General features: G+C 66.2%; 28 protein-coding genes. 9 read left to right on the forward strand and 19 right to left on the reverse strand.

The annotated features are described in order from the left end of the window. The first annotated feature begins 47 nt into the window (after window positions 1-47). The 3 genes from coaBC to ABZ720_RS03515 are packed head-to-tail and all read left to right on the forward strand — an operon-like array spanning window position 48 to window position 2204. Window positions 48-1259 (forward strand): bifunctional phosphopantothenoylcysteine decarboxylase/phosphopantothenate--cysteine ligase CoaBC, encoded by a 1212-nt coding sequence (coaBC, locus tag ABZ720_RS03505; protein WP_366553864.1) that lies wholly within the window; start codon window positions 48-50, stop codon window positions 1257-1259. Continuing rightward, window positions 1256-1747 carry a dUTP diphosphatase gene (gene dut / locus ABZ720_RS03510; RefSeq protein ID WP_366553866.1) on the forward strand — a complete coding sequence of 164 codons (492 nt, stop codon included), beginning with the start codon at window positions 1256-1258 and terminating at the stop codon, window positions 1745-1747. Before coaBC ends, dut begins: the two co-directional genes overlap by 4 nt. Window positions 1748-1754: 7 nt before the next feature. Further along, window positions 1755-2204 carry an RrF2 family transcriptional regulator gene (locus tag ABZ720_RS03515; RefSeq protein WP_366553868.1) on the forward strand — a complete coding sequence of 150 codons (450 nt, stop codon included), beginning with the start codon at window positions 1755-1757 and terminating at the stop codon, window positions 2202-2204. Between the two features lie 21 nt (window positions 2205-2225). Here the strand turns inward: ABZ720_RS03515 and ABZ720_RS03520 are convergent, their stop codons facing one another. Beyond that, window positions 2226-2480, reverse strand: coding sequence for a DUF6356 family protein (locus ABZ720_RS03520; protein WP_366553870.1), 255 nt, complete (start codon window positions 2478-2480; stop codon window positions 2226-2228). A gap of 143 nt (window positions 2481-2623) precedes the next feature. Here ABZ720_RS03520 and ABZ720_RS03525 point away from each other — a divergent pair, with 143 nt between their 5' ends. Then, a complete protein-coding gene (locus ABZ720_RS03525; RefSeq protein ID WP_366553872.1) occupies window positions 2624-3106 on the forward strand; it encodes an Lrp/AsnC family transcriptional regulator in 483 nt (160 codons plus the stop codon). Here the strand turns inward: ABZ720_RS03525 and ABZ720_RS03530 are convergent. Then, a complete protein-coding gene (locus ABZ720_RS03530) occupies window positions 3088-4425 on the reverse strand; it encodes a dicarboxylate/amino acid:cation symporter (RefSeq protein ID WP_366553874.1) in 1338 nt (445 codons plus the stop codon). The genes ABZ720_RS03525 and ABZ720_RS03530 overlap by 19 nt on opposite strands. A 55-nt stretch (window positions 4426-4480) precedes the next feature. Beyond that, window positions 4481-5812, reverse strand: coding sequence for a cobyrinic acid a,c-diamide synthase CobB (locus ABZ720_RS03535; protein ID WP_366553876.1), 1332 nt, complete (start codon window positions 5810-5812; stop codon window positions 4481-4483). A gap of 221 nt (window positions 5813-6033) precedes the next feature. On the opposite strand from ABZ720_RS03535, the gene ABZ720_RS03540 reads away from it, so the two are divergent. Further along, the gene (locus tag ABZ720_RS03540; protein ID WP_275822148.1) at window positions 6034-6471 is read left to right on the forward strand and encodes an Hsp20 family protein; all 438 of its coding nucleotides are present in this window, start codon (window positions 6034-6036) and stop codon (window positions 6469-6471) included. An 80-nt stretch (window positions 6472-6551) separates the two neighbouring features. Then, the gene (locus ABZ720_RS03545) at window positions 6552-6770 is read left to right on the forward strand and encodes a DUF1150 family protein (RefSeq protein ID WP_366553879.1); all 219 of its coding nucleotides are present in this window, start codon (window positions 6552-6554) and stop codon (window positions 6768-6770) included. Between the two features lie 61 nt (window positions 6771-6831). Here ABZ720_RS03545 and ptsN read toward each other — a convergent pair whose 3' ends face one another. The 8 genes from ptsN to ABZ720_RS03585 form a co-directional block, all read right to left on the reverse strand. Continuing rightward, complete coding sequence (gene ptsN / locus ABZ720_RS03550) at window positions 6832-7296, reverse strand: PTS IIA-like nitrogen regulatory protein PtsN (protein WP_366553881.1); 465 nt, start codon at window positions 7294-7296, stop codon at window positions 6832-6834. Window positions 7297-7318: 22 nt separating this feature from the next. Then, window positions 7319-7927, reverse strand: a complete 609-nt coding sequence (gene hpf, locus ABZ720_RS03555; protein WP_366553883.1) for a ribosome hibernation-promoting factor, HPF/YfiA family — start codon at window positions 7925-7927, stop codon at window positions 7319-7321. 190 nt (window positions 7928-8117) lie between these two features. After that, window positions 8118-9560, reverse strand: a complete 1443-nt coding sequence (gene rpoN, locus ABZ720_RS03560) for an RNA polymerase factor sigma-54 (RefSeq protein WP_366553885.1) — start codon at window positions 9558-9560, stop codon at window positions 8118-8120. An 8-nt stretch (window positions 9561-9568) separates the two neighbouring features. Then, window positions 9569-10312 carry an LPS export ABC transporter ATP-binding protein gene (gene lptB, locus ABZ720_RS03565; protein ID WP_366554426.1) on the reverse strand — a complete coding sequence of 248 codons (744 nt, stop codon included), beginning with the start codon at window positions 10310-10312 and terminating at the stop codon, window positions 9569-9571. 47 nt (window positions 10313-10359) lie between these two features. After that, window positions 10360-11229 carry an LptA/OstA family protein gene (locus ABZ720_RS03570; RefSeq protein WP_366553887.1) on the reverse strand — a complete coding sequence of 290 codons (870 nt, stop codon included), beginning with the start codon at window positions 11227-11229 and terminating at the stop codon, window positions 10360-10362. After that, window positions 11226-11828 (reverse strand): LPS export ABC transporter periplasmic protein LptC, encoded by a 603-nt coding sequence (gene lptC / locus ABZ720_RS03575; protein WP_366553889.1) that lies wholly within the window; start codon window positions 11826-11828, stop codon window positions 11226-11228. The genes ABZ720_RS03570 and lptC overlap by 4 nt, the downstream gene beginning before the upstream one ends. 59 nt (window positions 11829-11887) lie before the next feature. Beyond that, a complete protein-coding gene (locus ABZ720_RS03580) occupies window positions 11888-12883 on the reverse strand; it encodes a KpsF/GutQ family sugar-phosphate isomerase (RefSeq protein WP_438264077.1) in 996 nt (331 codons plus the stop codon). A gap of 220 nt (window positions 12884-13103) precedes the next feature. Beyond that, window positions 13104-13712: a ribonuclease D gene (locus ABZ720_RS03585; protein ID WP_366553893.1), complete on the reverse strand. Its 609-nt coding sequence runs from the start codon at window positions 13710-13712 to the stop codon at window positions 13104-13106. Window positions 13713-13961: 249 nt separating this feature from the next. Here ABZ720_RS03585 and ABZ720_RS03590 point away from each other — a divergent pair, with 249 nt between their 5' ends. Further along, window positions 13962-14924 (forward strand): complex I NDUFA9 subunit family protein, encoded by a 963-nt coding sequence (locus ABZ720_RS03590; protein WP_366553895.1) that lies wholly within the window; start codon window positions 13962-13964, stop codon window positions 14922-14924. Next, window positions 14921-15649, forward strand: a complete 729-nt coding sequence (locus ABZ720_RS03595) for a rhomboid family intramembrane serine protease (RefSeq protein ID WP_366553897.1) — start codon at window positions 14921-14923, stop codon at window positions 15647-15649. The genes ABZ720_RS03590 and ABZ720_RS03595 overlap by 4 nt, the downstream gene beginning before the upstream one ends. Before the next feature lie 95 nt (window positions 15650-15744). On the opposite strand, the gene ABZ720_RS03600 is transcribed toward ABZ720_RS03595, so the two are convergent. The 6 genes from ABZ720_RS03600 to hflK all read right to left on the reverse strand — a co-directional run bounded on the left by ABZ720_RS03600 (window position 15745) and on the right by hflK (window position 22799). Continuing rightward, window positions 15745-16500, reverse strand: coding sequence for a sulfite exporter TauE/SafE family protein (locus ABZ720_RS03600; RefSeq protein WP_366553899.1), 756 nt, complete (start codon window positions 16498-16500; stop codon window positions 15745-15747). An 83-nt stretch (window positions 16501-16583) separates the two neighbouring features. Further along, entirely contained in the window at window positions 16584-18533 is a 1950-nt protein-coding gene (locus tag ABZ720_RS03605; protein ID WP_366553901.1) for an AI-2E family transporter, read from the reverse strand. Between the two features lie 163 nt (window positions 18534-18696). After that, on the reverse strand, window positions 18697-20175 hold the full coding sequence (locus ABZ720_RS03610) for a DegQ family serine endoprotease (RefSeq protein WP_366553903.1): 1479 nt from the start codon (window positions 20173-20175) through the stop codon (window positions 18697-18699). A gap of 247 nt (window positions 20176-20422) precedes the next feature. Then, window positions 20423-20608 carry a DUF2065 family protein gene (locus ABZ720_RS03615; RefSeq protein WP_366553905.1) on the reverse strand — a complete coding sequence of 62 codons (186 nt, stop codon included), beginning with the start codon at window positions 20606-20608 and terminating at the stop codon, window positions 20423-20425. A gap of 57 nt (window positions 20609-20665) precedes the next feature. Continuing rightward, window positions 20666-21604, reverse strand: a complete 939-nt coding sequence (gene hflC, locus ABZ720_RS03620; RefSeq protein WP_366553907.1) for a protease modulator HflC — start codon at window positions 21602-21604, stop codon at window positions 20666-20668. A gap of 22 nt (window positions 21605-21626) precedes the next feature. Continuing rightward, window positions 21627-22799, reverse strand: coding sequence for an FtsH protease activity modulator HflK (hflK, locus tag ABZ720_RS03625; RefSeq protein WP_366553909.1), 1173 nt, complete (start codon window positions 22797-22799; stop codon window positions 21627-21629). 149 nt (window positions 22800-22948) lie between these two features. Here hflK and apbC point away from each other — a divergent pair, with 149 nt between their 5' ends. Then, window positions 22949-24106, forward strand: coding sequence for an iron-sulfur cluster carrier protein ApbC (apbC, locus tag ABZ720_RS03630; RefSeq protein ID WP_366553911.1), 1158 nt, complete (start codon window positions 22949-22951; stop codon window positions 24104-24106). 116 nt (window positions 24107-24222) lie between these two features. Here the strand turns inward: apbC and glnA are convergent, their stop codons facing one another. Together glnA and ABZ720_RS03640 are read right to left on the reverse strand one after the other, a co-directional pair. Further along, the gene (gene glnA, locus ABZ720_RS03635) at window positions 24223-25632 is read right to left on the reverse strand and encodes a type I glutamate--ammonia ligase (protein WP_366553913.1); all 1410 of its coding nucleotides are present in this window, start codon (window positions 25630-25632) and stop codon (window positions 24223-24225) included. A gap of 96 nt (window positions 25633-25728) precedes the next feature. Then, window positions 25729-26067, reverse strand: coding sequence for a P-II family nitrogen regulator (locus ABZ720_RS03640; protein WP_366553915.1), 339 nt, complete (start codon window positions 26065-26067; stop codon window positions 25729-25731). Between the last annotated feature and the right edge of the window lie 33 nt (window positions 26068-26100).

Below are 26100 nucleotides of genomic sequence, written 5' to 3' on the forward strand. Positions count from 1 at the left end.
CGCAGCGGGCGAAGTCGCCCTTCAGGTTAGAGGTTTTGGGCTGAGCGATGCTGCAGGGCAAACGCATCCTCCTGATCGTCGGCGGCGGCATCGCCGCCTACAAGTCCCTGGAATTGGTGCGCCGGCTGCGCGAGCGTGGTGCCTCGGTGCGCAGCATTCTGACCCGCGCCGGCGCCGAGTTCGTGACGCCGCTTTCGCTCTCGGCCCTGACCGAGGACAAGGTCTACGGCGAGCTCTTCTCCCTTACCGATGAGGCCGAGATGGGCCACATCCAGCTCAGCCGCGATGCCGACCTGCTGGTGGTGGCGCCGGCCACCGCCGACCTGCTGGCCAAGATGACCGCCGGTATGGCGGATGATCTGGCGACCACCGCCCTGCTGGCCACCGACAAACCCGTATTGGCCGCCCCGGCCATGAACGTGCGCATGTGGGAGCATCCGGCAACCCAGGCCAATCTGGCGACGCTGCAGTCTCGTGGTGTTGTGTTCGTCGGGCCGGGTGAGGGTGCCATGGCCTGTGGCGAGTTCGGGCCGGGCCGCATGGCCGAGCCGGCCGAGATCCTGGCGGCGGTCGAGGCTGCTTTCGGCCAGCCGAAGCCCTTGCAGGGCTTCAGCGCCCTGGTCACCAGCGGCCCGACCCACGAGCCCATCGACCCCGTGCGCTACATCGCCAACCGCTCCTCCGGGCGGCAGGGCCATGCCATCGCCGAGGCCCTGGCGGCCGCCGGTGCCCAGACGCTGCTGGTCAGCGGTCCGGTCACGCTGCCCGATCCGCCGGGTGTCGAGGTGGTGCGGGTCGAAAGCGCCCAGGAGATGCTTGAGGCCAGCATGGCGGCGCTGCCGGTCGATATCGCTGTTTGTGCTGCGGCCGTGGCCGATTGGCGTGTTGCCGGGCTGTCGGAGCAGAAGCTCAAAAAGGAGGCCGGCCGCTTGCCCGAGTTCACCCTGGCGGAGAACCCCGACATTCTCGCGACCCTGGGCAAGGCCGGCGACGAGAGGCCGCGTTTGCTCATTGGTTTCGCGGCGGAGACGGAACAGGTCGCGGCCCACGCTGCCGCCAAGCGCCGGCGCAAGGGCTGCGACTGGATCCTCGCCAATGACGTCGGACCGGACAGCGGAACTTTCGGCGGCAGCGACAATCAGATCACCCTGATCGACGAGCAGGGGGCGGAAGCCTGGCCCCGGCTGGACAAGCAGGCCGTGGCCCGGCGCCTGGTCGAGCGCATCGCAGAACAGCTTGCCGGAACTGCGCGGTCATGAGCCAGCAGCGCACCGCCGCAACAGCCGTAGCCATCCGCCGTCTGCCCCATGCCGCAGACCTCCCTTTGCCCGAGGCGGCCACCGCGGACTCCGCCGGCCTGGATCTGCTGGCCGCAGTAGAGGCGCCGCTGACGATTGAGGCCGGGGCCTGGCAGGCGGTGCCGACCGGTCTGGCGATTGCCCTGCCGCCGGGAACGGAAGGGCAGGTCCGCCCGCGCTCGGGCCTGGCGCTCAAGCATGGCATCACCCTGCTCAACGCCCCGGGGACCATCGACGCGGACTATCGCGGCGAGATCAAGGCCGTGCTGATCAACCACGGCCAGGAAGCCTTCCGGATCGAGCGCGGCATGCGCATCGCCCAGCTTGTGGTGGCGCGCTATCTGCCGGTGCAGTGGCAGGAGGTGGCGGACCTGGAGGACACCCTGCGCGGCAGCGGCGGTTTCGGCTCCACCGGCGTCGACAATCCCGCCGCGACCGGCGGGGATTGAGCCGGCAATGCTGCGCCTTTCCAAGAAGCTGCTCTTCGCCATAGAGGCGGTGGTCGACATTGCCTTCCACGCCGATACCGGCCTGGTCCGTTCCAGTGAGATCTCACGGCGCCAGGGCATTCCCCGGCGCTACCTCGAGCAGGTCCTGCAGCATCTGGTGCATCATAAGGTGCTGCAGGGGCAGCGCGGGCCGCGCGGCGGCTATCGTTTGGCCCGGGCGAGCGACAGCATCACGGTGGGAGAGATCATCCGCGTCGTGCGCCAGCTCGAGGGCACGCCCGACCCGCTGCTGGAGCCGGAAGGCTCCGAGATCGGCCAGCGCGTCGTGCGCCCCCTCTGGCTTGAGATGCAGGAGGAGATATTGGGGCGCTTCGACACTCTCACCGTCGAGCGACTCTGCTTCCAGGCCCGGCAGTCGGGCATCGAGCGGGACCCGGCCGTGAGCGGGGAAACCTAGACTCCACACCAATCACCTTTGTTACGCGTCCTTGGCTGCCAGGGTGGCTTGCTGCGGGGCCGGCGCGGCGCGGCGGTCGCGCTGGGTGACCATGCGCTGGTGCAGGTGGGTGACGGCGCGGCTGCCGGTCTTCACGCAGAGGAAGGGGAAGGCCGCGTGCACCAGGCAGGCCAGGGACGCCATGAACAGCGGCCCGGCGAAGGAGAGCGCCTGGCCCATGTGCGCAAAGTAGGTCTCGCCGACCGAGGCCGGGTGTTCGGTGAACAGTCTCTTCATGCTCGGCGCTGCCTCCCGCGATGGCGTTTGTGGATCAACTCCACCAATGGAGGGGAAGGCTATCCCTGTACGGAGAGAAAGACTTTGCGTTCTTTCGTGGTTGATGCTCCATATCAGGAATAATTTTCCAGAGTAGAGCGATAATGAAGAAAGAATTCTACGACATCCATGATCTGAAGATTCTGGCCCTTCTGCAGGAGGACGCAGAGCGCTCCCTTTCCGAGCTGGCCGAGCGCGTCGGGCTGTCGACCACGCCCTGCTGGCGGCGGGTGCAGGCGCTGCAGGCGGCCGGGGTGATTCGCAAGCGGGTGGCCCTGCTGGATGCGAGCAAGCTGAATGCCGGCGTGACGGTCTTCGTCATGGTGCGCACCGACCGGCACGACCCAGACTGGCTGGAGCGTTTTGCCAAGGGGGCGGCGGCCATTCCCGAGGTCGTGGAGTTCTACCGCATGAGCGGCGTCACCGACTACCTGCTCAAGCTGCAGGTCCCCTCCATCGCCGCCTATGATGCCGTCTACAAGCGCCTGATCGCCGTGGCCGATCTCTCCGAGGTCTCATCGGCCTTTGCCATGGAGCAGATCAAGTACACCACCGCCGTGCCGCTGGATTACGCCCCGACCCGTTGAGCTTGGGCGGTTTCCCGGCTGACCATCGTGCCTCGAAAGAGGAGACACGCCGTGAGGTCGCCGGTCACGTTCACCGTGGTGCGCGACATGTCCAGGATGCGGTCGACGCCCAGGATGATCACCAGGCCCTCGGCGGGGATGCCGAAGGCGGCGGCGACGCTGACGAGGATGGCAATGCTGACGCCGGGCGTGCCGGGCGCCCCGATGGAGGAAGCCACCAGGGTCACGACGATCACGATCATCTGCCCCGTCGAAAGATCAATCCCGGACAGCTGCGCCAGGAAGAGGATCGCCACCGACTGATAAAGCGCCGTGCCGGCCATGTTCATGGTGGCGCCCAGGGGGACGACCAAATTGCTGATGTTCGCCGGTACGTGCAGGCGGTTGACCGCGGTCTCGATGGTCACCGGCATCACGGCTGAAGAACTCGAAGTCGAGAAGGCCAGGAGCAGGTTGCCGCCTGCCGCCTTCAGAAAGCCCAGCGGGCCCTGTCCGCCGAACAGTGCCGCCAGGGTGAGATAGAGAGCCATCAGCAGCGCCAGCCCAAGCAGGACCGTGCCCACGTAGTGCGACATGGCCGCCAGGCTGGACAGGCCGATGCGCATGACGAGCTGGGCCATCAAGCCGAAGACGGCGAAGGGCGCCAGGAACATGGCCCACTTCACGATCACCATGGCGATGGAGAGCAGGGCATCGAGGACCCTGAGAAAGGGCTCCGCGCGCTCACGGCTGACCTGCGTCGCGGCGATTCCCACCAGCAGCGCCAGCACGACCACCGCCAGCATGTCGCCCTGCGCGATGGCGGCGGTGGGGTTGGTGGGCAGGATGTCGGCAATGATGTCCGGTGCCTGGGCAGCGCTGAAGGCTGCGGCTTCTGCTGGCACGGCCGCAGCGCTGCTGGGCATCAAGGCGGCCATGCCCGCACCCGGCTGCAGCCAGAGGGCGAGGCTGACACCGATGCCGGCGGCCACGAAGGTGGTGGCGATGATGAAGACGGCCAGGCGCAGGCCGACAGCCTTCAGTTCGGCTCCGGAGGCGGCTCCGGTCAGCCCCTGTACAATCGAGGTGAAGATCAGTGGCACCAGGACCATCGCGATCAGGCCGAGGAAGAGCTGTCCGGGCAGAGCGAGCCAGCTGCCGACGGCTTCCGCGGTTGCCGGATCCAGCAGGCCGAAATCGGGGCCGAGCAGGGTTCCCACCACGAGCCCCGCCACCAGCCCGATGAGAACCTGGGCCCACAGGCGCGTGCGGATCCAGGGACGCAGGCGAAAGCGTTGCTGGTGCAGTTGTCCTGCGGACAAGGGATAGCTGTCGCTCACGTTTGTGCCGTCCATTGTGGTTCAGTCAGGTGTGGTTCAGTCAGGTGTGGTTCGGTCAGGGGGTGTTCCGGTCGACGAGCCGCAGCAGCGAGCCCGCGACACGATCGCGAGCGATGCCTGCCGGCCCGAGCGCATCGCCAAGGGGTGTGAAGGCCTGGAACAGCGGCTCGCCGAGGCCCTGCCAGCGCAGGACCGCATCCTCCCAGGCGCAGGCGCGCAGCCTGGTGCCGAGTTTGCCCCAGAGACCGGGGCTGGACAGAGTCAGGGCCTGACGGCCCGGCAGCGTGCGCCGGGTGGGCAGGGCAAAGCGCAGCGGCAGCAGACCCAGCAGCGGATGCTCCAGGCCCTTGCTGTCGAGCAGGCTTTCCCCGAGCAGCATAAAGCCGCTGCCCTCGCCGTAGATGTGCCGCCTGTCCGCCGCGGCGGCCTGCAGTCCCGTCCGGAAGGCCTTAGCCTGCACCAGACTGTCGAACGTCTCTGGCGCCAGGCCGCTTGGAGCGGGACTGCCGGGCAGCCAGATGACGTCGGCAGCGGGAGCGGGTGCCTCGTCGGCCAGCGGTGAGAAGAAGGAGAGCTCGACGCCCTGGACCCGCCAGGCATCGAGCAGGTGGGGGTAGAGCGGGGCGAAGGCCTGGTCGCGGGCGATGGCGAGGTGGTGTCCGGGCGCCGCCAGCCCCGGGTCCTCCGCCGGCTCCGCGGGCAGGCGCACCGGCTGCGCAAGCGCGGCCAGGGCGGAGAGGTCCAGGCTGCGCGCGATCACGGCGGCGGCGCCATCCAGGAAGGCCTCAGACTGTGTGGGCAGTGCAAGTTCCGGTGCTTCCGGAATGGCACCCAGCACCGGCGTGCCGGTCGACTGCAGCGCCTGACGCAGCAGCGTCTCATGCGCGGGCCCGGCCACGCGGTTCAGGATGACCGCGGCTATGGGCAGTGTGTTGCGATGGCGGGCAAAGCCCTCGATCAGGGCGGCGACGGAATGGGTCAGGCCCTGGGCGTCGATCAGCAGAACCACCGGCAGGGCGAGTTCCTCAGCCAGATCCGCCGTCGCGCCCAGACCGGCGGCATCGCCGTCGAACAGTCCGTCACTGCCCTCGATGAGCAGCAGGTCGCTGTCGCCATAGGCGTCCGCCAGCAGGGCGGCGCGGGTTTCCGGGCGCATGGCCCAGGTGTCGAGATTGTAGGCGCCACGCCCGGTCGCGCGGCTCTGCAGCAGGGTCGGACCAGGATCGAGGCCGGCCTTGGCACCGGCAGCGCCTCGTCCCGTCTGGCAGAGGGCGCGCAGGATGGCGGCGCAGACTGTGGTGAGGCCGCAGCCTGACGAGGCGGCCGCGATCACGAGACCACCCAGATCCGTTGTGCCGGTGGGACGGGAAGGCTGATTGGACGGCATGCGGCTTCATAGCACAGCGGGTTGTTGCCCGACGAGAGCGATTGGGCGGAAGGGATTGAACGGGGCGTGGCCTTGCGCTGAGATGCCCGGAAGCTTGACCGCGGAACGCGGTCTTACCATTTATACTTCAGGCGACGCCGATTCTCGGGTCGCTTGCCACCGGCGGGCCCTAAAGGGACGTGGGTGGATGGTAATGACCTTGCTCGTTACGAGGAGGCCTGATGAGTCGCGCAACCCTGTTTAATTCTCCCCTGCTGCTCGGATTCGACCAGCTTGAGCGTGCACTGGATCGTATGAACAAGAGCACGGGGGACGGCTATCCCCCCTATAATGTTGAGCAGATCGATGATGGGCATCTGCGCATCACCCTCGCGGTCGCCGGCTTTTCCGAAGCCGAGCTCAGCGTCCAGATCGAGAACAACCAGCTGGTGATACGTGGCCGGCAGGAGCCGGAGTCCGAGGATCGGGTCTTCCTGCATCGCGGCATTGCCGCCCGTCAGTTTCAGCGGGCTTTCGTCCTGGCCGACGGCATCGAGGTGGAGTCGGCGCGCCTGGACAATGGCCTGCTGCACATCGATCTGCGCCGCCCAATCGAAGAGCCGGTGGTCCGCCGCATCGATATCGAGCGCAGCGGGACCGGCAGCAAGGCCCTCACCTGAACAGCCAGACTATTTTCACGGATGGATCGTCGCCTTGGCCGCAATGCGGGATAGCGGCGGTCGCTCAAAGGAGTTGAATCATGCAGGACAGACTTCAGACACTGCGTCACATTTCGCCAACCGATTTCGCCAGCGTCGGTGTCAATCAGGTCGCGTACGTACGCAAGTCCGAAAACCAGGATGGTGAACTGTACGCCATTTTCGCTGCCGACGGTACGCAGATAGCCGTTGCGGCCAGTCAGGCACTCGCCTTCGCCGCCATCCGCCAGCACGACATGGAGCCGCTCAGTACCCACTGAGCCAAATCGTTTGGTCCAGCCCCGCCGGTCACTCCGCGCGGGGCTGCGGCACAGTCAGCCGCTAGGCGGCGCGGCTATTCGCGGATTCGGTCAGCAGCGCGTAGATCGCATCCCGGCTGTCGCTGCCGCGCAGCTTCTCGCACACACTGCGGTCGCGCAGCAGGCGGGAAACCCGCGCCAGGGCCTTGAGATGGTCCGCTCCAGCCTGTTCGGGCGCAAGAAGCACGCACACCAGGTCCACCGGCTGCTCGTCGATGGCGTCGAAGTCCACCGGCGTCTCCAGACGCGCAAAGAGCGCGTGAAGGCGATCGAGGTTGGCCAGCTTGCCGTGCGGAATGGCAATGCCGTTCCCCACACCCGTGGTTCCCAGGCGTTCGCGTTCAACCAGCACCTCGAAGATGGCCCGCTCCGGCTGGCCTACGACCTCGGCCGCGCGCCGCGCCAGTTCCTGCAAGGCCTGCTTCTTGCTAGTGACGCGCAGAGCCGGAATGACCCCTTCAGGGCTAAGCATATCGGCGATTTCCATTGTACGGATCCCGGCGTGCCGTCTAGCCGTCGCGATTTCCAAGAGGATCTATCCACCCAATGTTGCCGTCGTTCCGGCGGTACACCATGTTGATCCCTCCGTGCGCCCGGTTCTGGAACAGCAGCGCGGGCTGATCTGCAAGATCCATGCGCATCACCGCTTCGCCCACCGTCAGGTTGGGCACCTCGGTCTGCATTTCCGCGACGACCAGCGGCTGGTCGCCGTTCAGCGACTCCTTGCCGTCCGGTTCTTCTGCGGCCGCTTCCTCTGAAACATTCTCGGGTGCGAGAATGTACTGCTGCGCCGGGAGCACGTCCGCGGCCGTGGCCGGTATCCGCCCATGGTCGCGCAAACGCCGCTTATAGCGCCGGAGTTGCTTCGCAAGACGATCCGCCGCCATGTCGAAGGCAGGATGCACGTCCTGCGCTTCGCCCGTGGCCTGCAGCAGCAGGCCCCGGCCGACGTGGATCGATAAGGCCGCACGAAAGAGGAAGGCATCCTTGGACAGCGTGACGCTGGCCTCAATGGCATCGCCAAAGTACTTGTCCAGGATTCCACTCAGGCGGTCGTAGGCGTATTGGCGGAAGGCATCGCCGGTATCGACATGCCGACCTTTAACCGACAACTGCATTTATCTTTCCTCGGCTCCGAAGCCCGGCATCTCCCCTCGCTCAGGGGGCCTGTTCGCGAGCGGCCGGACCATAGGTTCGCCCCCTCAGGGTGTCAACTCCCCCTGCCACCCCTTCGCAGGAAGCCTCCGGTCCCCTGAATATCGACCCGCATTCTGCGGGCTGCAAGCCGGAAAAAGCATAATCGACCGGTCATCCGGCTAGCCGGGCCTGCCGCCGGCGTTGCCGCGATGTCGGAATGTTCATTGCTTCCCGGTATTTGGCCACGGTACGTCGGGCGATCTCGATGCCATCCTGCTTGAGCAGGGCGACCAAGGCCTCGTCACTGAGGATAGCGTCTGGCGATTCCCCTTCGATCAGGCTGCGAACCCTCTGCCGGATGCTCTCGGCCGCGTGGGCGTCGCCCTCGGCGCCGGCAATCGCCGTGGTGAAGAAATAGCTGAGCGCGAAGGTGCCGCGCGGACAGGCAAGATGCTTGTTGGCAATGGCCCGGCTGACGGTGGATTCGTGCAGCGTCAGTTTTTCGGCGAGGGCACGCCGGGTGAGGGGGCGCAGGCCGGCGGCGCCCTGCTCGAAGAAGCTGCGTTGGGCATCGACCAGCGCTGCGGCGACTCGCAGCAGCGTGTCACCGCGCTGCTGCAGGCTGCGTTCCAGCCAGCGGGCAGCCTGATAGTGCTCCGAGAGATAGCTTTTCTCGTCTGCTGTGCGACAGCGGCGCACCAGTTGCTGATAGGCGGCGCCGTCCACGCTCACCTGGATCCGGCTCTCGGGATTGAGAGTGACCCGCCAGTCGCCAGCGCCGTCGCGCGTCACCAGCACCTCAGGCACCCGTGTTTCAGGGAGCGGTGCGTCAAATGTGGCACCGGGCGCGGCGTCCAGTCGACGCAGTTCGCCCACCATCTCAGCCAGGTCGTCCTCATCGACGCCGCAGAGCGTCTGCAGCCGCGACCAGTGGCCTTCGGCAAGCAGCGGCAGATTGTCCAGCAGCGTCTGCATGGCTGGGTCCAGCCGATTGAGCCTGGCCAGCTGCAAGGCAAAGCACTCCGGCAGTGATCGGGCGAAGACGCCGCTGGGCTCCAGGTCCTGCAGGCGCGGGATGAGGGCTTCCAGGTTGGCCGGCGGGCACCCGAGGTCCGTGGCCAGTTCGGGCAGTTCAGCGCGCAAGTACCCGTCCAGCTCCAGGGCATCGATCAGCGCGGCTGCAAGCGCGCGTTCCTGTTGGTTAAACCGTTCCAGGCGGAGCTGTTCCAGGAGGTGCTCGCGCAATCCGATTTCGGGCTGCGGGAGGTGTTCCAGGGACCAGTCGGAGTCCTCTCCAGCGGTTGCTGGCGCGGAAAGATCCTGGGACGGCCAGGACTCCTCGATCCCGTTCTCGTCCCAGTCCGACCAGTCCGTGGGCTGCTGCGATGGAGCCTCTGCAGCCAGTGTCTGCGCTGCTTCGAGCCCGTCACCCGTCTCGGCGGCATCCGGCAGATCCTGGGCCCGCTCGAGCAGAGGGTTCTCGACCAGCTCCGCCTCGACGAAGGCTTCCAGTTCGCTCTGGGAGAGCTGCAGCAGCTTGATCGCCTGCTGCAGGCGTGCCGTCATGGCCAGGCTTTGCGTGGGGCGCAGAACCAGGCTGTGACGTGGCGGCATAGGGGCGATCAGCGGCTGAAGCGTTCGCCCAGGTAAACCCGGCGCACGTCGGGGTTCTCGACGATCTCGTCCGGCCGCCCTTCCATCAGGACACGGCCGTCGTGGATGATGTAGGCGCGGTCGACGATATCGAGGGTCTCGCGCACGTTATGATCGGTGATCAGCACGCCGATGCCCCGATCCTTGAGGTGCAGGACCAGTTCACGGATGTCGGCCACGGCGATGGGATCGATCCCGGCCAGCGGCTCGTCCAATAGAATGAAGCGCGGATCGGCGGCAAGGGCTCGGGCGATCTCGCAGCGCCGCCGCTCACCGCCGGACAGCGCCAGGGCAGGGGAGCGGCGCAGATGGGTGATGGAGAACTCGTCGAGCAGCTGCTCCAGCCGCTGGCGGCGCCGGCCCCGGTCCTTCTCGACGACCTCGAGCACGCTGCGAATGTTCTGCTCCACCGTCATGCCGCGGAAGATCGAGGCTTCCTGCGGCAGGTAGCCGATGCCGAGCCGCGCGCGTCGGTACATGGGCAGGTCGGTCACGTCCTGCCCGTCGAGCGCCACATAGCCCGCGTCAGGCGCCAGCAGTCCCGATATGATGTAGAAACAGGTGGTCTTGCCGGCGCCGTTGGGCCCGAGCAGACCGACCGCTTCGCCGCGGCGCAGGCGCAGGGTGACGTCGCGCAGCACGATGCGCCCGGAAAAGGATTTGCCGATGGAAACGGCTTCCAGACCGCGCGCTTCCGGCACCGCGCGCGGCAAGGGGGTTACCCTGGCGTCCGTGCCTTGCGGGCTGTGCAGATCGGGTGTCACTCGCTCTCCCCTTCAGCAGGTTCGTCCCCGGAGACATCATCACCAGGTACGTCATCACCGGGTAGGTCGTCCTGGGACAGCAGGCCGCGCACCGGCGTTCCCTCCCCGGCGAGCAGCCGGCTGACGCCGGTGCGCAGGTCGATCTCGGCCCGTTCGCCATTCAACTGCGTCTGGCCACGCGTCACCTTCACGTCGCCATCCAGCACGGCTGTCTGCTCTGCAGCGTAGTAGACCCCGCGCGCACCCCGGGCAACGACGCTGTCGCTGCTGACCTCGATACCGCCCTCGGCCTGGACCTCGACCAGGCTTTCACGGCTTGGTCCGTCCGTACCGGAAAAGCGGGCGGAAATCACCTCGCCGCGCACTTCCTCCCCCGCGGCCGGCCGGCGCAGCACGGCGTTGCCGCGCGCCACGGCCAGCGGGCCGCCCTCGGCCGCTTCGAAGTACTCCAGGCTTTCCTCCGCCGTGACCACTTCCGTATCGGTCTCCAGGCGCAGGTCGTCGCCGGTGACCCGGAAAGACCGCTCGTCAACGTAGTAGATCGCACGGTCGCCGGTCATCCGTTCGTTGGCGGTTTCCACGATGACGCCGCCGATGGCTTCCACCCGGATGATGCGTTCCTGCCCCTCGTCGTCACGGCGATAGTGCGCCGCAAGCACCTGGGCGCGCACCGTCATGTCGTCCCGGCGGGCCACGGCATTGCCGCGGGCGAGGTAGACCTGCTCCTCGCGCTGCCACTCGATGCCTTCCTCGGCGATGATCTCCAGGGAGCCGCCATCACTGAAGGTGGCCTGCGCCATGGCCTGGCCGGCCAGGAGGAGGGCAAGGCAAAGCCCGAGCAACAGCCTTGCAGGCGCACGTATCATGGCAGGTCCCCCTCTTGTGGTTCTTCATACAGTAGTAATCGGGACTGGCCGGTAAAGACAACCTTTGCCCCACGTTCCTCGATTCGGAAGCCCTCGGAGTTGATATGGCCGACCGGGCCCTGGCCCTGCACCGGATCGTGCCCCTCGGCCCGGCCGCCGGGGATGTCGAGCCAGGCGCTTTCGGTGACCACTTCGAAGCCCTCGTCGTGGAACAGCGTGACCTCCTCCGCCAATTGCATCAATTGATCTTCCCGGTCGTACACTCCTCGCGCCGCGGTGATGGCCACCCAGGATCCATCGGAGAGCGTCAGATCTCCTTCGGGACGATCAAGTCGGACGAAGCGCTGGTCCTCGGTGGCAAAGTCGGCGGTGGAGGCGGTCACCGTGAAGGGCCGGCCCTGTCCGTCCAGTCCCGCAAAGCGGGGCGCGATGACACCTGCCGAGAGGTCGACCGCGCCGTTTTCGCGTTGAGCGGCCTCGGGTGGCTCATCCAGGGGATCGGAACGCAAAAGAGGCAGGGCCACCAGAGCGGCGATCACCAGCGCGCCGATCGCCGGGACAACGAGCTTTCCCAGCGCGACCAGCCGCCGCCGCCCCATGTCATGGGGCCTTGGACGGCGGGGGGCGGGAGGCGTGTCTGCTGGCATGGCGCGGTCGTTCAGGCGACACCCTCGCGCAGCAGGTCGTGCAGGCGCACCAAGCCCACCGGCCGTCCACCTTCCTCGACGAAGAGGCAGGTGACGCGCTTGGCGTTCATGATCTTGAGGGCTTCGGCGCCCAGGGCGCCCGGATGAATGGTGATCGGATGCCCGGTCATCACGTCGCCCGCCGCTTGGGCGAGCAGACGATCACCCATGTGGCGGCGCAAGTCGCCGTCGGTGATGACCCCGGACAAGGCGCCTTCCTCGTTGAGCACGCCGACGACGCCGAAGGTCTTGGCGGTCATCAGCAGGATGGCTTCGCTCATTGGCGTATCGGGACTGCATACCGGCATTTCCGCCGGGCCATGCATTACGTCGATGACCCGCACTAGGCGCTTGCCGAGGGCGCCGCCCGGATGGAACACCTTGAAGTCCTCGGGCGTGAAGCCCCGCCGCTCGAGCAGCGCCACGGCCAGCGCGTCGCCCAGGGCAAGAGTGACGGTGGTGGAGGTGGTGGGTGCCAGGCCCATGGGGCAGGCTTCCTCGACCGGCGGCAGCAGCAACAGCACGTCGGAGGCTTCCGCCAGGATGGAGTTCTGCTTGGCGGTGATGGCAAGCAGGGGAATCTCGAAACGCCGGCTGTAGGCGATCACCGAGCCCAGTTCCGGTGTGTTGCCGGAGTTGGACAGAGCAATGATGGCATCCTTGCGGGTGATCATGCCCAGGTCGCCGTGGCTGGCCTCGGCGGGGTGGACAAACTGTGCCGGCGTGCCGGTGGAGGCGAGCGTTGCCGCGATCTTGCAGCCGATGTGCCCGCTCTTGCCCATGCCGGTGACGACGACGCGCCCTTGGACTGCTTCCAGGACGTTCACGCCCTGCACGAAGGCCTCACCCAGGGACTGGGAGAGGATCTCAAGCCCGCGGGCTTCCGTCGCCAGCGTGCGGCGTGCCGATTCCAGGTCGGCGACAGCCGTTTCGGCGGCTTGGGAGCCGGCCTTCTCTGCAAAGTTCATTGTGCTCATTTGCATCTACCGCTCGTGTTCCGAGGCAGGGCCTTGCCCATAGCCTTTTGGGAAAGGCTGCGCGGACCGCCGCCCAGGCTTTTCTTAGGTGGCTCGCACCACAGCAATGACAAGACGTTTGACGATTCGCTTAAACTATCCGGTCAAGGGCAAACGCGAAAGTGCCGCTTGGACCCGTACCGAATATGCCGCAGCCCGTTCCCGTGCGGTCTCAGTGGGCGAAGAGGTCGATCTCGTCCCATCCAGCGAGGTCCAGCCGGGCGCGTGTCGGCAGGAAGGCAAACATGGCCTCCGCCAGCTCCCGGCGGCCCTCGCGCTCCAACATCTCGTTCAGGCGCTGGCGCAGCGCATGCAGGTGCAGCACGTCGCTGGCGGCATAGCGCTGCTGCTCCTCGGTCAGTTCGGCCGCGCCCCAGTCGGAGGACTGCTGCTGTTTCGACAGCGAGACGCCCAGCAACTCATTGCACAGGTCCTTGAGGCCGTGGCGGTCGGTGAAGGTGCGCACGAGCTTGGAGGCGATCTTGGTGCAGTAGATCGGGGCTGCGGTGACTTCGAGATAGCGCTCGATCGCGGCGACGTCGAAGCGCGCGAAATGATAGAGCTTGGTGATCTGCGGGTCGGCCAGCAGGCGGCGCAGGTTGGGTGCCTCGTAGCCGCCACGGAACTGGACCAGGTGGGCATTCCCGTCGCCGGCGGAGAGCTGGATCAGGCACAGGCGGTCGCGCTGCAGGTTGAGTCCCATGGTCTCGCAGTCCACCGCAACGGCCTCCCCGAAAGCGAGATCCGCGGGCAGGTCGTCTTGATGGAGCGTAACGGTCACGAAGCGCGTTCCTTCCGGCAGCCCTCGGGCATGGATCCGAGGCGCGGCAAGACAATAAGGGCGCGCAGCGGGCTGTCAACGGCGGCTCCGCCGCGGTATATAGCGCGGAACGAGCGCACCGGGGCGGCACACTGGGGTGGGCATTGCCGTGACCCGGAAGGCGCCGGATACGAAGGGGCCGCAAGGCCGGTTGCCGTCCCGACGCCGCGCCGGTGACCACGCCGGCCAGGGAAGAGGAGTCGAGAGAGAATGCTAAGTCAGCGCTGTGTCACGGTTTTTGGCGGATCCGGATTCATCGGGCGTTACGTCGTGGCGCGCCTGGCCGATCTTGGATGGACCGTGCGCGTGGCGGTGCGCCGACCGGGCCGGGCCGAGTTCCTGAAGCCCCTGGGCGACGTGGCCCAGGTGGTGCCCCTGCGCTGCAATCTCACCAACGAGGCCGAGGTGCGCAACGCCGTCGCCGGGGCCGATGCCGTGATCAACCTGGTGGGCATCCTGCAATCCCACGGCAGCCAGAACTTCGATGCCGTGCACGTGGAAGGCACACGTTCCATCGTGCGTGCCGCCGCCGAAGCCGGCATCACCCGCTTCGTGCAGGTCTCCGCCCTGGGAGCCTCTGCCGACTCCAACTCCGACTATGCGCGCTCCAAGGCCGCGGCCGAGCAGGCGGTGCTGGAGACCATCCCCGAGGCCGTGGTGCTGCGCCCCTCGGTGGTCTTCGGCCCGGAGGATGCCTTCTTCAACCGCTTTGCCTCCATGGCCCGCTTCTCGCCGATACTGCCGCTGATCGGCGGCGGCAAGACACGCTTCCAGCCGGTCTATGTGGGCGACGTGGCGAATGCGGTCGTTGCCGCGCTGACCCGGCGGGATGCGGCCGGCAAGATCTATGAACTGGGCGGGCCCAAGGTCTACAGTTTCGAAGAACTGATGCGCGTGATGTTGCGCGTCATCGAGCGGCGGCGCTGCCTGGTCACGCTGCCCTGGGGCTTGGCCAGCCGGCTCGGCGGCCTCTTCCAGGTGGTGCCAGGCGCGCCCTTGACCCGTGACCAGGTGGAGCAGTTGAAGACCGACAATGTGGTAGAGGAAGGCCGGCCGGGCTTTGCCGAGCTCGGGATCGACCCTCATACGGTGGAGGTGATTCTGCCCACATACCTCGATCGCTATCGGCGTTTCGGTCGCGCTGCTGGGCGCCTGACCCCGGGTGGAAGTTGAGCGATCCCACCGCGCAGCGCCCGGGGTCGCCTGACGATCCACCGCAGGGCGATCCACCCCGGGACGGCCCTCCCCAGGGCGGCCGGCCCGACGGTGGCCCGGCGCTGAACCTGCCGCCGCTCATCGGCGCCTTTCTGGTGATCCTGATTGCGATCACCGTCGTTTTGAGCCTTGCGGGTCGGCAGTTCGAGTTCGAGATGATCGTTGCCTTCGGGCTGTACCTCTTCATCGATGGGCAGTTCCAGTGGCAGCGGCTTTACAGCTTGGTCACCAGCGTTTTTCTGCATGACGGCTGGCTGCACCTGCTGTTCAATGGCCTGTGGATCGCCACGCTGGGCACGTTGATCCATCGCGTCCTCGGCAATCTGGGCTTTTTCCTGCTCTTCTTCGCGTCGGCGATTGCCGGGGGGCTGGCCTACAGCTTTGTGCACTGGGGCGAGACAGCGGTGGCCATCGGCGCATCGGGCGGCGTGTTCGGGCTGATTGGCGCCTTCGGCCACCTCGGCGTGGCGCGGCCTTGGCAGTCGCGCTCTGCGCGTCTGCGCAGCTTGCTGGCCTTTACCGCACTGATGATGGCCCTGAACCTGGCCTACGCCTATATCGGCTCGCCGGGCGCCGAAGCCGGCCGGATCGCCTGGGAAGCCCACGCCGGCGGCTTCCTGGCCGGCATCCTGCTGCTGCCGCTCTTCATCCGCCTGCAACGGCATCGGCGGGAAGTGGCTTAGGAAAGGATTTGACGGAATCCTTTTGTAAGCATCGCGCTAACGAGAGCTTCCTTTCTTAACCTCCTTGGTTGCCCCAAGGCCCTGCCCCTGACCTCTCAGAGCACTAGCCCACGGCGGATCAGCAGCAGGCCCATGATGACCATGACAGCCAGCACGACCCGGCGGAAGAGTTCCTGGGGCATCACGCGGCGGAGCCGCTGTCCGGTGAAGACGCCCAGCATGACCGGCAGGACGCCGAGTGCCGAGAGCAGGATCTCGTCCCAGCTCACGATGTCGCTGGCTGCCAAGGTGCCGTACAGCGGCACCCCGCCCAGGAAGAAGACCAGGGCGAGCGCGACGATGAAGAGTTCCTTGCCCAGGTGAAGCGCCACCAGGTAGAGCACGATCGGCGGGCCCAGGAAGCTGGAAACGCCGCCCAGCAGCCCCGATCCGAAGCCGACGGCCACGCCGGTGCCCCGCTCGAAGCGCGCACTGATCATCAGATTGCCGCCAAAAAGGTAGATGAAGCCGAGGAGGGTCACCATCGTCCCCAGAATCAGATAGAGGCTGCGCTCATCGAGGGTGATCAGCAGCTGGGCGCCCAGGGCCACGCCCAGCATCATCGCGGTGAGCAGGGGCCAGAAGCGCTGCAGGGCCTCCACCAGCAGGCCGCCGCGGGTGGCCTGGTAGGAATTGGAGACCAGCACCGGCACGGCCAGCACGAAGATGGCCACGGGCACCGGCAGGAGATAGGTCAGCAAGGGCACCGACACCAGCGGCAGCCCCAGGCCGATCACCCCCTTGATCCAGCCACCCAGAAACAGAATCCCGGCGACGGCCAGGAGAAACTCGATATCGTTCAGGTATTCCAATGCTCAGCGCCCCCTTTTCGGCGGCGGATCATGCCGCCGAAAAGGGGGCGCAGCCACCCCAACAGGCGCAGCCCTGCCTTGCGTCAGGCTCGACGCCGTACCTCCGCCGAGGTGATATCGGCGTCCGCTGGTTTGCCCGGGATGCTGTCCAGCAGCATGCGCGCGCTGGTGATGCGCGCGACATCCTCGGCCAGGGCACCCTGCGCCGCGTCGCCTTCGGCGTGCAGCAGACAGAGTCCGGCGGGCGTCGGGGGCGGGAACACGGCGCGCAGGCGCCTGAGCATGCGCCGCGGGTGATGCAGCGACACCGGAGAGATGTAGCAGATCAGCAAGCGATCCACGCGGCCCGGCTCCAGGTTGGCAAGTGCGCGCCGCGCCACCGCGCGCGGCGAGACGACGGCCACCCGGATGCCGCGGCGCTGCAGCAGGCGGCACAGCAGATTGGCGGCGGCTTCGTCGAGTTGGTGCCGCGCGGCCACCAGCAGGCAGAGCCCGCCGTCGCTCGCGGAGGTTGCCGTGGGAATCGTCTCCGCCGGCGATCCCCCCTGATCCACGATCAGTTCGTCCAGGACCTCGACCAGTGCGCTGCCGATTTGCTCCTGCTGTGCGGTTGACAGGGTGCCGCGCCGCCGATCCTGTTCAGCCAAGGCCAGCACGGGAAAGAGCACGTCATCGCAAAGGGCTTCCAGTTCCATGCGCTCGGCCAGTTCCTCCGTTAGTTCCTCCACTTCCTGCTCATCGCCGGCCAGCAGCCGCTGATAGAGCTTGATCTCCGGCGGTAGGGCCGGGGCGCTGCCAAGTAAGATATTGAGGAAGGAGAGATGCGGCACGTGTCGGCCAAGCACCACTAGGCAGACGGTGAGCGGCGTGGCCAGCAGCAATCCCACCGGCCCCCAGAGCGTTACCCAAAAGACCGCGCCTGCGATGATGGCGATGGAAGACAGCCCGGTGCTGGAGCCGTAGAGCCAGGGCTCCATGACATTGTTGGAGAAGACCTCCAGGACGATGAGCAAGGCGATGGTCATGAGCACCATCGACCAGCCCGGATCCACGGCAAAAGCCAGCGCAATGGGCATGATTGCGCTGATGACCGGGCCGGCATAGGGAATGAAGCGCAGCACCGTGGCCAGCAGGCCCCAGAGCAGGGGATTGGGCACGCCGATCACCCAGAGTCCCAGGGCAACCGGTATGCCATAGGTGACGTTGATGATCAGGTGCATCAGGAGGTAGCGGCTGACCCGGGAGGCAGCGTCGTCGATGGCTGCGGTGGTGCGGACCACATCCTCGGCCCCGGCCAGGCGAATCACCCGGTCGCGCAGGTCCTCGCGTTTCAAGAGCATGAAGACCACCAGCACCAGAACCAGACCGGCCATGGCCAGGGGCTTGAACAGTGGTCCGGCGATGGACTTTACGGTTTCCCAGGCCGACTGCGGCTGCGGTGCAATGCGCACCACCGAGGGTTCCTGAGCCTCCTCCGCCTCCGACTCGCCGCGTTGATCGAAGCTGCCGGTGGGCGTGGGGCCGGCTGGAGCCGGCGGCGATTCGGCCTCGTCACCATCCTCTTCGGGTGCGGCCTTGCGCTCAATCTCCTCGCCCACCTCACGCAGCGTCTGGAAGGCCCGTTCGAAGCCGCTGTCGGCCGGCAGGGAAAGGTCGATGCTGCGGATCTTGTTGCGCAGGGTGTATTCGTAACGCGGCAGGTTGCTGGCGAGATCGCGAAGCTGATCGGCAACAACGCCGAAGATGCCGGCCACCATCAGGAAGGCAACCGTGACCACCAGCAGAACCGACAGCAGGCGCGGCAGATAGATTCGGCGCAGCAGGCGAACCAGCGGTGCCAGCACGAAGGACAGCAGGACCGCCACGGCCAGGGGGATGAAGATATCTTGGCCGAAGTGAAGCGCAGCGATGATGGCCACGGCAAAAAGTAGAATGGTGCGCGGGTCGGCGCCCGGGCGCGCAGGTTCAGTCTCCCGCGGACGTCCCATGCCGCCGTTTTCTGCCATGCCTGCCGCCGAACGCTCAGCCGCCATAACCCTCCCCACGCACGCGCGGTTTCCGGGCCGTCTGGCGGCCGCGGGACGTCACACGCTGAATGATCTCAGCTTCCGGCAGAAGGAGTGCCAGTGCAAGCAACCACACGGTGGCAGTTTTAAGGCATCCGGTCTAGCTGGCCCGGTGTGCTGGGCCTGTGACCTATTCGATGCGCAGGGCCACCCACTGATACTCGCCGTTGCGCCGGATCAGCAGGGTGATGACGCGGTAGCCCTCTTCGCGCGCCTGAGCCAGGTGGTCGCGCACTTCCTCCGGCGTGGAAACCGGCTCCTGATCCATTTCGGCTATCAGATCGCCCGGCCGCAAGCCGCGTTCAGCGGCCGGGCTCATGGGCACGACGTCAATGACCACCACGCCCTCGGCATCGGACTCGAGCAGGAAGCGCTCCTGCAGTTCTTCCGTGATCTGGCTGAGCGTCAGGCCCAGATCCTCGATATTCTCTTCGCTGGCCGGCTCCTCCCGGGGCTGGGGCAGGGCGGCGACCACCTCCTCGTCCAGCAGTCCGAGATCCACCGAAAGGGAGACTTCCTCGCCGCGACGCCAGATCACCACCTCCACACTTTCACCCACCGGCGTTTCCGCCACCATGCGCGGCAGGCGCCGCATTTCGCTGACCGGGCGACCGTTGAATCGGAGGATGACATCACCCTGCTGGATGCCTGCTTCGTCCGCCGGGCCTCCGGCGACGACCGAGGCCACCAGCGCGCCCTCGGTGTCCGGCAGGCGCATGCCCTCGGCCAGTTCGTCGGTGACGCTCTGCAAATGCACACCCAGCCAACCGCGGCGCACCTCGCCGTACTCCCGCAGGCTGGCGATGATGCTGCGGGCCATGGTCGAGGGGATGGCGAAGCCGATCCCGATGGATCCGCCCGAAGGTGAGAAGATCGCGGTGTTCACGCCGATGACCGCGCCGTCGAGATCGAAGGTCGGGCCGCCGGAGTTGCCGCGGTTGATCGAGGCATCGGTCTGGATGAAGTCGTCGTAGGGGCCGGCGTTGATGTCGCGCTGGCGGGCGGAGATGATGCCGGCGGTCACCGTGCCGCCGAGGCCGAAGGGGTTGCCGATGGCCAGCACCCAGTCGCCGACCCGGGCGTCGTCGCTGTCACCCCAGCGGGCGTAGGGCAGGGGTTCGTCCGTCTCCACCTTGAGCAGCGCCAGATCCGTCTTGTCATCGCTGCCGATCACCTCGGCAGCCAGGGGGCGGTTGTCGGCGAGGCGAACTGTGATCTCGTCGGCGCCGTCGACCACATGGTGATTGGTGACGATGTAGCCGTCGGGGTCGATGATGAAGCCGGACCCGAGCGAGGCCTGCCGGCGTTGCGGCAGGGAAGGGAGACCCTCGCCGCCGCGGCGCTCGAAGAATTCCCGGAAAAGGTCCTCGAAGGATTCCGGTCCGGCACCGCCCTCGACCACCTGGCTGGTGGAGATGTTCACCACCGTGGGCAGGAGTTCCTCGGCCAGGTCGGCGAAGCTGTCCGGGGCGCCGCGCGCCTGGGCCGGGAGCGCGACAAGGGACAGGATGACGCCGAGCAGCGCAAGGCATGCGAAAGCCGAGCGAAGGCCCGTCGTGCAGGATCGCTCAGCGGGAGCCGCGAATCGAGGGGTGGATCGGAACTGCATTGCGCGCTTCTTGCCTCTCCTGTGCGCCGGCGAGCCGGCGTCTCGGACCTTGATTTCGACAAGTGTAGCGCCCCGCCGCCTCCGGAGGAAGCATCGACCGGGTCGCGTTCAATCTGAACCACAAGGTTCCGGATTGAACGCGTGAAATAGGTCTATATTCGGGACTGTAGAGCCGCTTCACGCCTTCAATCGGATTGCCGAGCGATCCCGATTGAATCTGGTTGGCTCGAAAGTGCAGTGCGAGCGCTCATCCGCGCAACAGCCACACAAAGAAGGTACCGAGCGCCATGGCGGTCAATCCGCCCGTGCGCAACACCGAATGAGGCACTTGTGCCAGCAGCAGGAGCACGCGCTGCGGCACATTGGGGGCGAGTGCCAGCATCAGGCCCTCGATCACGAGAACCAGTGCCAGGGCGGTGAGCAGATCGGTCATGCTCCCTCCCTGGCACGCGTTCCCGACTTGGGCAAGAGCCGGCTTCCGACCCCAGGACTACTCGGCCGGCGCCGGTGCCGGTGCCGAGTCCTCCAGGAGCGGAGCCCGCTGGGCCGCCTGCGGTGCGTTGGCACCACCCGCCTGGTTGAAGTAGCGGAAGAAGTCGTTGTCCGGCGGCAACACCAGCAGCGAGTTGTCGCCGTCGATGGCTTCCACATAGGCCTGCATGGAGCGATAGAACTCGAAGAACTCCGCATCGCGCCCGAAGGCTTCGCTCAGGGTGGTGGTCCGTTCGGCTTCGCCCTGACCGCGCAGGATCTCCGATTCACGGGTGGCTTCCGCTCGGATCACCGTGGCCTCGCGATCGGCGCTCGCGCGAATGCGCTGGGCCTGCTCGAAACCCTGGGCGCGGAACTCGGCCGCTTCGCGTTCACGCTCGGACTGCATGCGGTCGTAGACCGCCTGACTGGTCTCGTCCGGCAGGTCGGATCGCCGGATGCGCACGTCGACGATCTCGATTCCGAAGCGTGACACCTCATCATTCACCTGGTCGCGAATGTTGTTCATGATCTCCACGCGTTCATCGGACAGCACCGAGGCCAGGGTCACGTTACCCAGAACACCACGCATCGTGGCGTTCACGATCGAGCCGAGCCGGCTGGCTGCCGTCGCTTCGGTGCGCACCGCCTGATAGAAGCGCAGGGGGTCAGAGATGCGGTAGCGCGCATAGGAATCCACCAGCAGCGGTTTCTGGTCGGTCAGCAGTACCCTCTGGGTTGGCGGGTCAAGGTTCAGTACTCGCCGCTCGTAGTAGAGGACGTTCTGAATGAAGGGGATTTTGAACTTCAGTCCTGGCTCGGTGATCACGCGACGCGGTTCACCGAACTGCAGCACCAGCGCCTGCTGGGTCTGCTGCACGGTGAAGAGCGAGGCCAGCAGCAGAATGAGGCCACCACCGAGCAGGATCGCGAGCGGGACGAGGAAACGTGCTTTCATCAATTTACTCCCTTCCCCGGCCTCAACGGCTCTGGCCGTCGGATGACTGGGGCGCTGTCGGCATGCGGCGCTGCAATTCGTTCAAGGGCAGGTAGGGAACGATGCCTTCGGTGCCGTTGCCCAGAATCACCTTGTTCGTGCCGCTCATGACCTCCTGCATGGTTTCAAGATACATACGCCGCGTGGCGATTTCGGGATCCTGCAGATAGGCATCATAGACACTCACGAAGCGCTGAGCTTCACCGATTGCCTCGTTGATGATCCGCTCGCGATAAGCGTTGGCGTCTTGAATGATCTGCTGCGCTTCGCCTCGGGCGCGCGGCAGGATGTCGTTGCGATAGGCCTCGGCCTCGTTGCGCAGTCGGTCGCGATCCTGAAGCGAACGCTGCACGTCGTTGAAGGCGTCGATCACCTGGGCAGGTGGCTGCACCTGCTGCAGCTGAACCTGGGTGATCTCGATGCCTGCCTGGTACTCAATCAGAAGCGACTGCAGCAGTTCGCGGGTGTCCAACTCGATGTTCTGACGCGATTCGGTCAGGGCGCGCTGGATGTCGGTGCGGCCGATGATCTCACGCATCGCCGCCTCGGCCGCGGTCTTCACCGTCGCCTCGGGGTCGCGGATGTTGAAGAGGAACTGGCCGGCGTCGGCGATTTTCCAGAAGACCGCGAAATCGATGTCGATGATGTTCTGGTCGCCGGTCAGCATCAGGCTTTCTTCCGGCACGTCCTGAGTCGTGCGACTGCTCCCGCCGCCGCCGGAGCGGTAGCCAACGTCGATCGAGTTGATGGCCTCGACCGAGGGGGTGAGGACCGTCTCGATCGGATAGGGAAGATGCCAGTTCAGGCCCGGCTCGGTGGTCTGGACCCAGGCGCCGAAGCGCAGCACCACGCCCTGCTGGTCCGGCTGGACCCGATAAAAACCGGAGGCGAGCCAGAGCACCAAGATGATGGCGATGGCGATCAAAACGCCCCGTCCGCCGCCGAAGCCACCAGGAATCGCGCCCTTGAGCTTCTCCTGACTGCGGCGGATCATGTCTTCCAGGTCAGGGGGACGCTGGCCGCCGAAGCCGCCGCCTCCGCCACCACCACCGCCGCTACTGCCGCCGGTGCCGCCTCCCCAGGGGCCGCCCGTATTTCCGGAACCGCCGCCTCCCCAGGGGCCGCCGCCACCGCTGCCGCCGGATTGCCAAGGCATATGTTAACTCCCCAAATTCCTGCTGCTGGTAACCCGGCTGCTGTACAAACGGGCGGGTGTGATCCTATATCAGGCCACAGAGCCGAGCACACGCATCCTCTAGTGCCGGACGTCCCGAAGATATTGCCCGCGGGAGGGGGAATTCAAGCATGACCGGACCGAGCGAAGCCCAGATTCGCAACGCCCTGCAAAAGGTCCGCGATCCGGACAGCGGCGAAGACATCGTCAGCCGCAACATGGTGAGTGGCCTCGTGGTGCGTGACGGCAACGTCGGCTTCGCGATCGAGGTTGATGCCCGGCGCGGGTCGCAGATGGAACCGCTGCGCAAAGCGGCCGAGCAGGCGGCGGGCGAAGTGCCCGGTGTGCTGTCGGTCACGGCGGTTCTCACCGCGCAGCGTGAAGGCGGCCCGGCGGAGCAGTCGGCGCCCCAGAGCCAGGGCACGGCTCAGGGCGGCGGCGCGTCTGCGGGCCCTGCACAGCAGCAGGCCCAGGGACCGGGCGGGCGCCGCGCGATGGTGCCCGGTGTGAAGCACATCATCGCCGTTGCCAGCGGCAAGGGCGGGGTGGGCAAGTCGACGACCGCCGTCAACCTCGCCCTGGCGCTGGCCAGCCTGGGTTGGCGCACGGGCATGCTGGACGCGGACATCTACGGGCCGTCGCAGCCCCGCATGATGGGGATTGCCGGCCGTCCCTCCTCGCCCGACGGCAAGACCCTGCGGCCGATGGAGAACTTCGGCGTGAAGTGCATGTCCATGGGCTTCCTCGTGGCCGAGGATACGCCGATGATCTGGCGCGGCCCCATGGTGCAGTCGGCGCTCTCGCAGATGCTGCGCGACGTGGACTGGGGCGAACTCGACGTGCTGGTGGTGGACATGCCGCCCGGCACTGGTGATGCCCAACTCACCATGGCGCAGCAGGTGCCGCTGTCGGGCGCCGTCATCGTCTCGACGCCGCAGGACATCGCCCTGATCGACGCGCGCAAGGGGCTCAATATGTTCCGCAAGGTGGACGTGCCGGTGTTCGGCATCGTCGAGAACATGAGCCTCTACGTCTGCCCGAACTGCGGTCATGAAGCGCATATTTTCGGCCATGGCGGAGCCGTGCGGGAGGCGGAGAAGCTGGGAGTCGACCTCCTGGGCGAGATCCCGCTCGACATCGAAATTCGCGAAACGTCCGATTCCGGCCGGCCCATCGTCGTGACCGCACCGGACAGCCCGCATGCGCAGGCCTATATCGCCATCGCGCAGAAGGTGAAGGCGAAGCTAGAAGGCGCACAGCGCGCCGCGCCGCGCATCGTCATGGAGTAGGTAGATCGCCGCGATAGGGCTGCCGGCGCCGTCGCAGCAACATAACTAAAAAAGCACCCCAGGGCCTCTTGTCAGAAGCCCTGGGGTGTTTTCGTTACGGCACCTGAAAGTCAGGATCAGCCCGAGTAGTACATCTTGAACTCGATCGGGTGCGGCGACTGCTCGAAGGCGTAGACCTCCGCCCACTTCACCGCGAGATAGCCCTCGATCTGGTCCTTGTCGAACACGTCGCCGGCCAGCAGGAAGTCGTGGTCGGTTTCCAGGGCCTCCAGGGCCTGGCGCAACGAACCGCAGACCGTCGGGACTTCCTTCAGTTCCTCCGGCGGCAGGTCATAGAGGTTCTTGTCCATGGCGTCGCCCGGATGGATCCGGTTCTGGATGCCGTCGAGACCGGCCATCAGCATGGCGGTGAAGGCCAGATAGGGATTGGCGAGCGGGTCGGGAAAGCGCACCTCGACACGCTTGGCCTTGGGGCCGGCGCCGTAGGGGATGCGGCAGGAGGCCGAGCGGTTGCGCGCCGAGTAGGCGAGCAGCACCGGTGCCTCGAAGCCCGGTACCAGGCGCTTGTAGCTGTTGGTGCTGGGGTTGGTGAAGGCATTGAGCGCGCGAGCGTGCTTGATGATGCCGCCGATGTAGTAGAGCGCCGTTTCCGACAGACCCGCATAGCCGTCGCCCGCGAACAGCGGCTTGCCGTCCTTCCAGAGCGACTGGTGCACGTGCATGCCCGAGCCGTTGTCGCCATAGACCGGCTTGGGCATGAAGGTCGCGGTCTTGCCGTAGCTGTGCGCGACGTTGTGCACCACGTACTTGTAGACCTGCATGTTGTCGGCGCACTTCACCAGGGTGTCGAACTTGATGCCCAGTTCGTGCTGGGAGGGCGCCACCTCGTGGTGGTGCTTCTCGACGTTCACGCCCATCTGCTTCATCACCGAGACCATCTCGGCGCGCAGGTCGGTGCCACTGTCGACCGGCGGGACCGGGAAGTAGCCGCCCTTGATGCCCGGGCGGTGGCCCAGGTTGCCTTCCTCCATCTTCGCCCCGGACATGTAGGGGCCTTCTTCGCTGACGAACTTCACGAAGGTGTGATTCATCTCCACGCCGAAGCGGATGTCGTCGAACACGAAGAACTCCGCTTCCGGGCCCACCACCGCGGCGTCGGCGATGCCCGAGGCAGCCATGTACTTCAGTGCCTTGCGGGCGGTGGTGCGCGGGTCGCGGTTGTAGGGCTGGCCGGTGACGGGATCGAGCACGTCACAGGTCAGGATGAGCTGTGGCTGGGCGGCAAAGGGGTCCATCACCGCGGTGGTGAGGTCGGGCTTCAGCGCCATGTCCGACTCGTTGATCTCCTTCCATCCGGCGATGGAGGAGCCGTCGAACATGATGCCTTCTTCCAGCAGGTCCTCGTCGACCGTGTCGACGTGCTGGGCGATATGCTGCCACTTGCCCTTGGGGTCGGTGAAACGGAAATCGACGTAGGAAACGTCGTTGTCCTTGATCATCTGGAGAACGGTCTTCGAGTCCGACATTGGCGGCTCCGTCCTTTCTGGCTGTCTAGCTCTTAGGGTGTTGTTGAAATTTCCGGCGAAAAGAGGTCCGAGCGTGAGCGCGGGTCCCTTTGGCGGTCAGACCGCGTCGGAACCGCGTTCGCCCGTGCGGATGCGGATGGCTTCATCCACGCTGGAGACGAAGATCTTGCCGTCGCCGATCCGTCCGGTGCGGGCGGTTTCCATGATCGCTTCCACGGCCCGCTCCACCAGGGTGTCGTCGACCACCACTTCGATCTTCACCTTCGGCAGGAAATCAACGACGTACTCGGCGCCCCGGTAGAGCTCGGTATGGCCTTTCTGCCGTCCAAAGCCCTTGGCTTCGGTGACGGTGATGCCCTTGATCCCGACCTCGTGCAGGGCTTCCTTCACTTCGTCGAGTTTGAAGGGTTTGATAATCGCTTCGATCTTTTTCATGGCCCAACGTCGCTGTGTCATTCACGGGGAGCG

The organism is Aquibaculum sediminis (genome assembly GCF_040712085.1).
GTDB classification, from domain to species: domain Bacteria; phylum Pseudomonadota; class Alphaproteobacteria; order Kiloniellales; family DSM-21159; genus Aquibaculum; species Aquibaculum sediminis.

Bases quoted from the DNA above. Each gene is read 5' to 3' on its own strand.
- coaBC (WP_366553864.1), top strand. From the start codon at position 48: ATGCTGCAGGGCAAACGCATCCTCCTGATCGTCGGCGGCGGCATCGCC.
- dut (WP_366553866.1), top strand. From the start codon at position 1,256: ATGAGCCAGCAGCGCACCGCCGCAACAGCCGTAGCCATCCGCCGTCTG.
- ABZ720_RS03515 (WP_366553868.1), top strand. From the start codon at position 1,755: ATGCTGCGCCTTTCCAAGAAGCTGCTCTTCGCCATAGAGGCGGTGGTC.
- ABZ720_RS03520 (WP_366553870.1), bottom strand. From the start codon at position 2,480: ATGAAGAGACTGTTCACCGAACACCCGGCCTCGGTCGGCGAGACCTAC.
- ABZ720_RS03525 (WP_366553872.1), top strand. From the start codon at position 2,624: ATGAAGAAAGAATTCTACGACATCCATGATCTGAAGATTCTGGCCCTT.
- ABZ720_RS03535 (WP_366553876.1), bottom strand. From the start codon at position 5,812: ATGCCGTCCAATCAGCCTTCCCGTCCCACCGGCACAACGGATCTGGGT.
- ABZ720_RS03540 (WP_275822148.1), top strand. From the start codon at position 6,034: ATGAGTCGCGCAACCCTGTTTAATTCTCCCCTGCTGCTCGGATTCGAC.
- ABZ720_RS03545 (WP_366553879.1), top strand. From the start codon at position 6,552: ATGCAGGACAGACTTCAGACACTGCGTCACATTTCGCCAACCGATTTC.
- ptsN (WP_366553881.1), bottom strand. From the start codon at position 7,296: ATGGAAATCGCCGATATGCTTAGCCCTGAAGGGGTCATTCCGGCTCTG.
- hpf (WP_366553883.1), bottom strand. From the start codon at position 7,927: ATGCAGTTGTCGGTTAAAGGTCGGCATGTCGATACCGGCGATGCCTTC.
- rpoN (WP_366553885.1), bottom strand. From the start codon at position 9,560: ATGCCGCCACGTCACAGCCTGGTTCTGCGCCCCACGCAAAGCCTGGCC.
- ABZ720_RS03570 (WP_366553887.1), bottom strand. From the start codon at position 11,229: ATGATACGTGCGCCTGCAAGGCTGTTGCTCGGGCTTTGCCTTGCCCTC.
- lptC (WP_366553889.1), bottom strand. From the start codon at position 11,828: ATGGGGCGGCGGCGGCTGGTCGCGCTGGGAAAGCTCGTTGTCCCGGCG.
- ABZ720_RS03580 (WP_438264077.1), bottom strand. From the start codon at position 12,883: ATGAACTTTGCAGAGAAGGCCGGCTCCCAAGCCGCCGAAACGGCTGTC.
- ABZ720_RS03590 (WP_366553895.1), top strand. From the start codon at position 13,962: ATGCTAAGTCAGCGCTGTGTCACGGTTTTTGGCGGATCCGGATTCATC.
- ABZ720_RS03605 (WP_366553901.1), bottom strand. From the start codon at position 18,533: ATGGCGGCTGAGCGTTCGGCGGCAGGCATGGCAGAAAACGGCGGCATG.
- ABZ720_RS03610 (WP_366553903.1), bottom strand. From the start codon at position 20,175: ATGCAGTTCCGATCCACCCCTCGATTCGCGGCTCCCGCTGAGCGATCC.
- ABZ720_RS03615 (WP_366553905.1), bottom strand. From the start codon at position 20,608: ATGACCGATCTGCTCACCGCCCTGGCACTGGTTCTCGTGATCGAGGGC.
- hflC (WP_366553907.1), bottom strand. From the start codon at position 21,604: ATGAAAGCACGTTTCCTCGTCCCGCTCGCGATCCTGCTCGGTGGTGGC.
- hflK (WP_366553909.1), bottom strand. From the start codon at position 22,799: ATGCCTTGGCAATCCGGCGGCAGCGGTGGCGGCGGCCCCTGGGGAGGC.
- apbC (WP_366553911.1), top strand. From the start codon at position 22,949: ATGACCGGACCGAGCGAAGCCCAGATTCGCAACGCCCTGCAAAAGGTC.
- glnA (WP_366553913.1), bottom strand. From the start codon at position 25,632: ATGTCGGACTCGAAGACCGTTCTCCAGATGATCAAGGACAACGACGTT.
- ABZ720_RS03640 (WP_366553915.1), bottom strand. From the start codon at position 26,067: ATGAAAAAGATCGAAGCGATTATCAAACCCTTCAAACTCGACGAAGTG.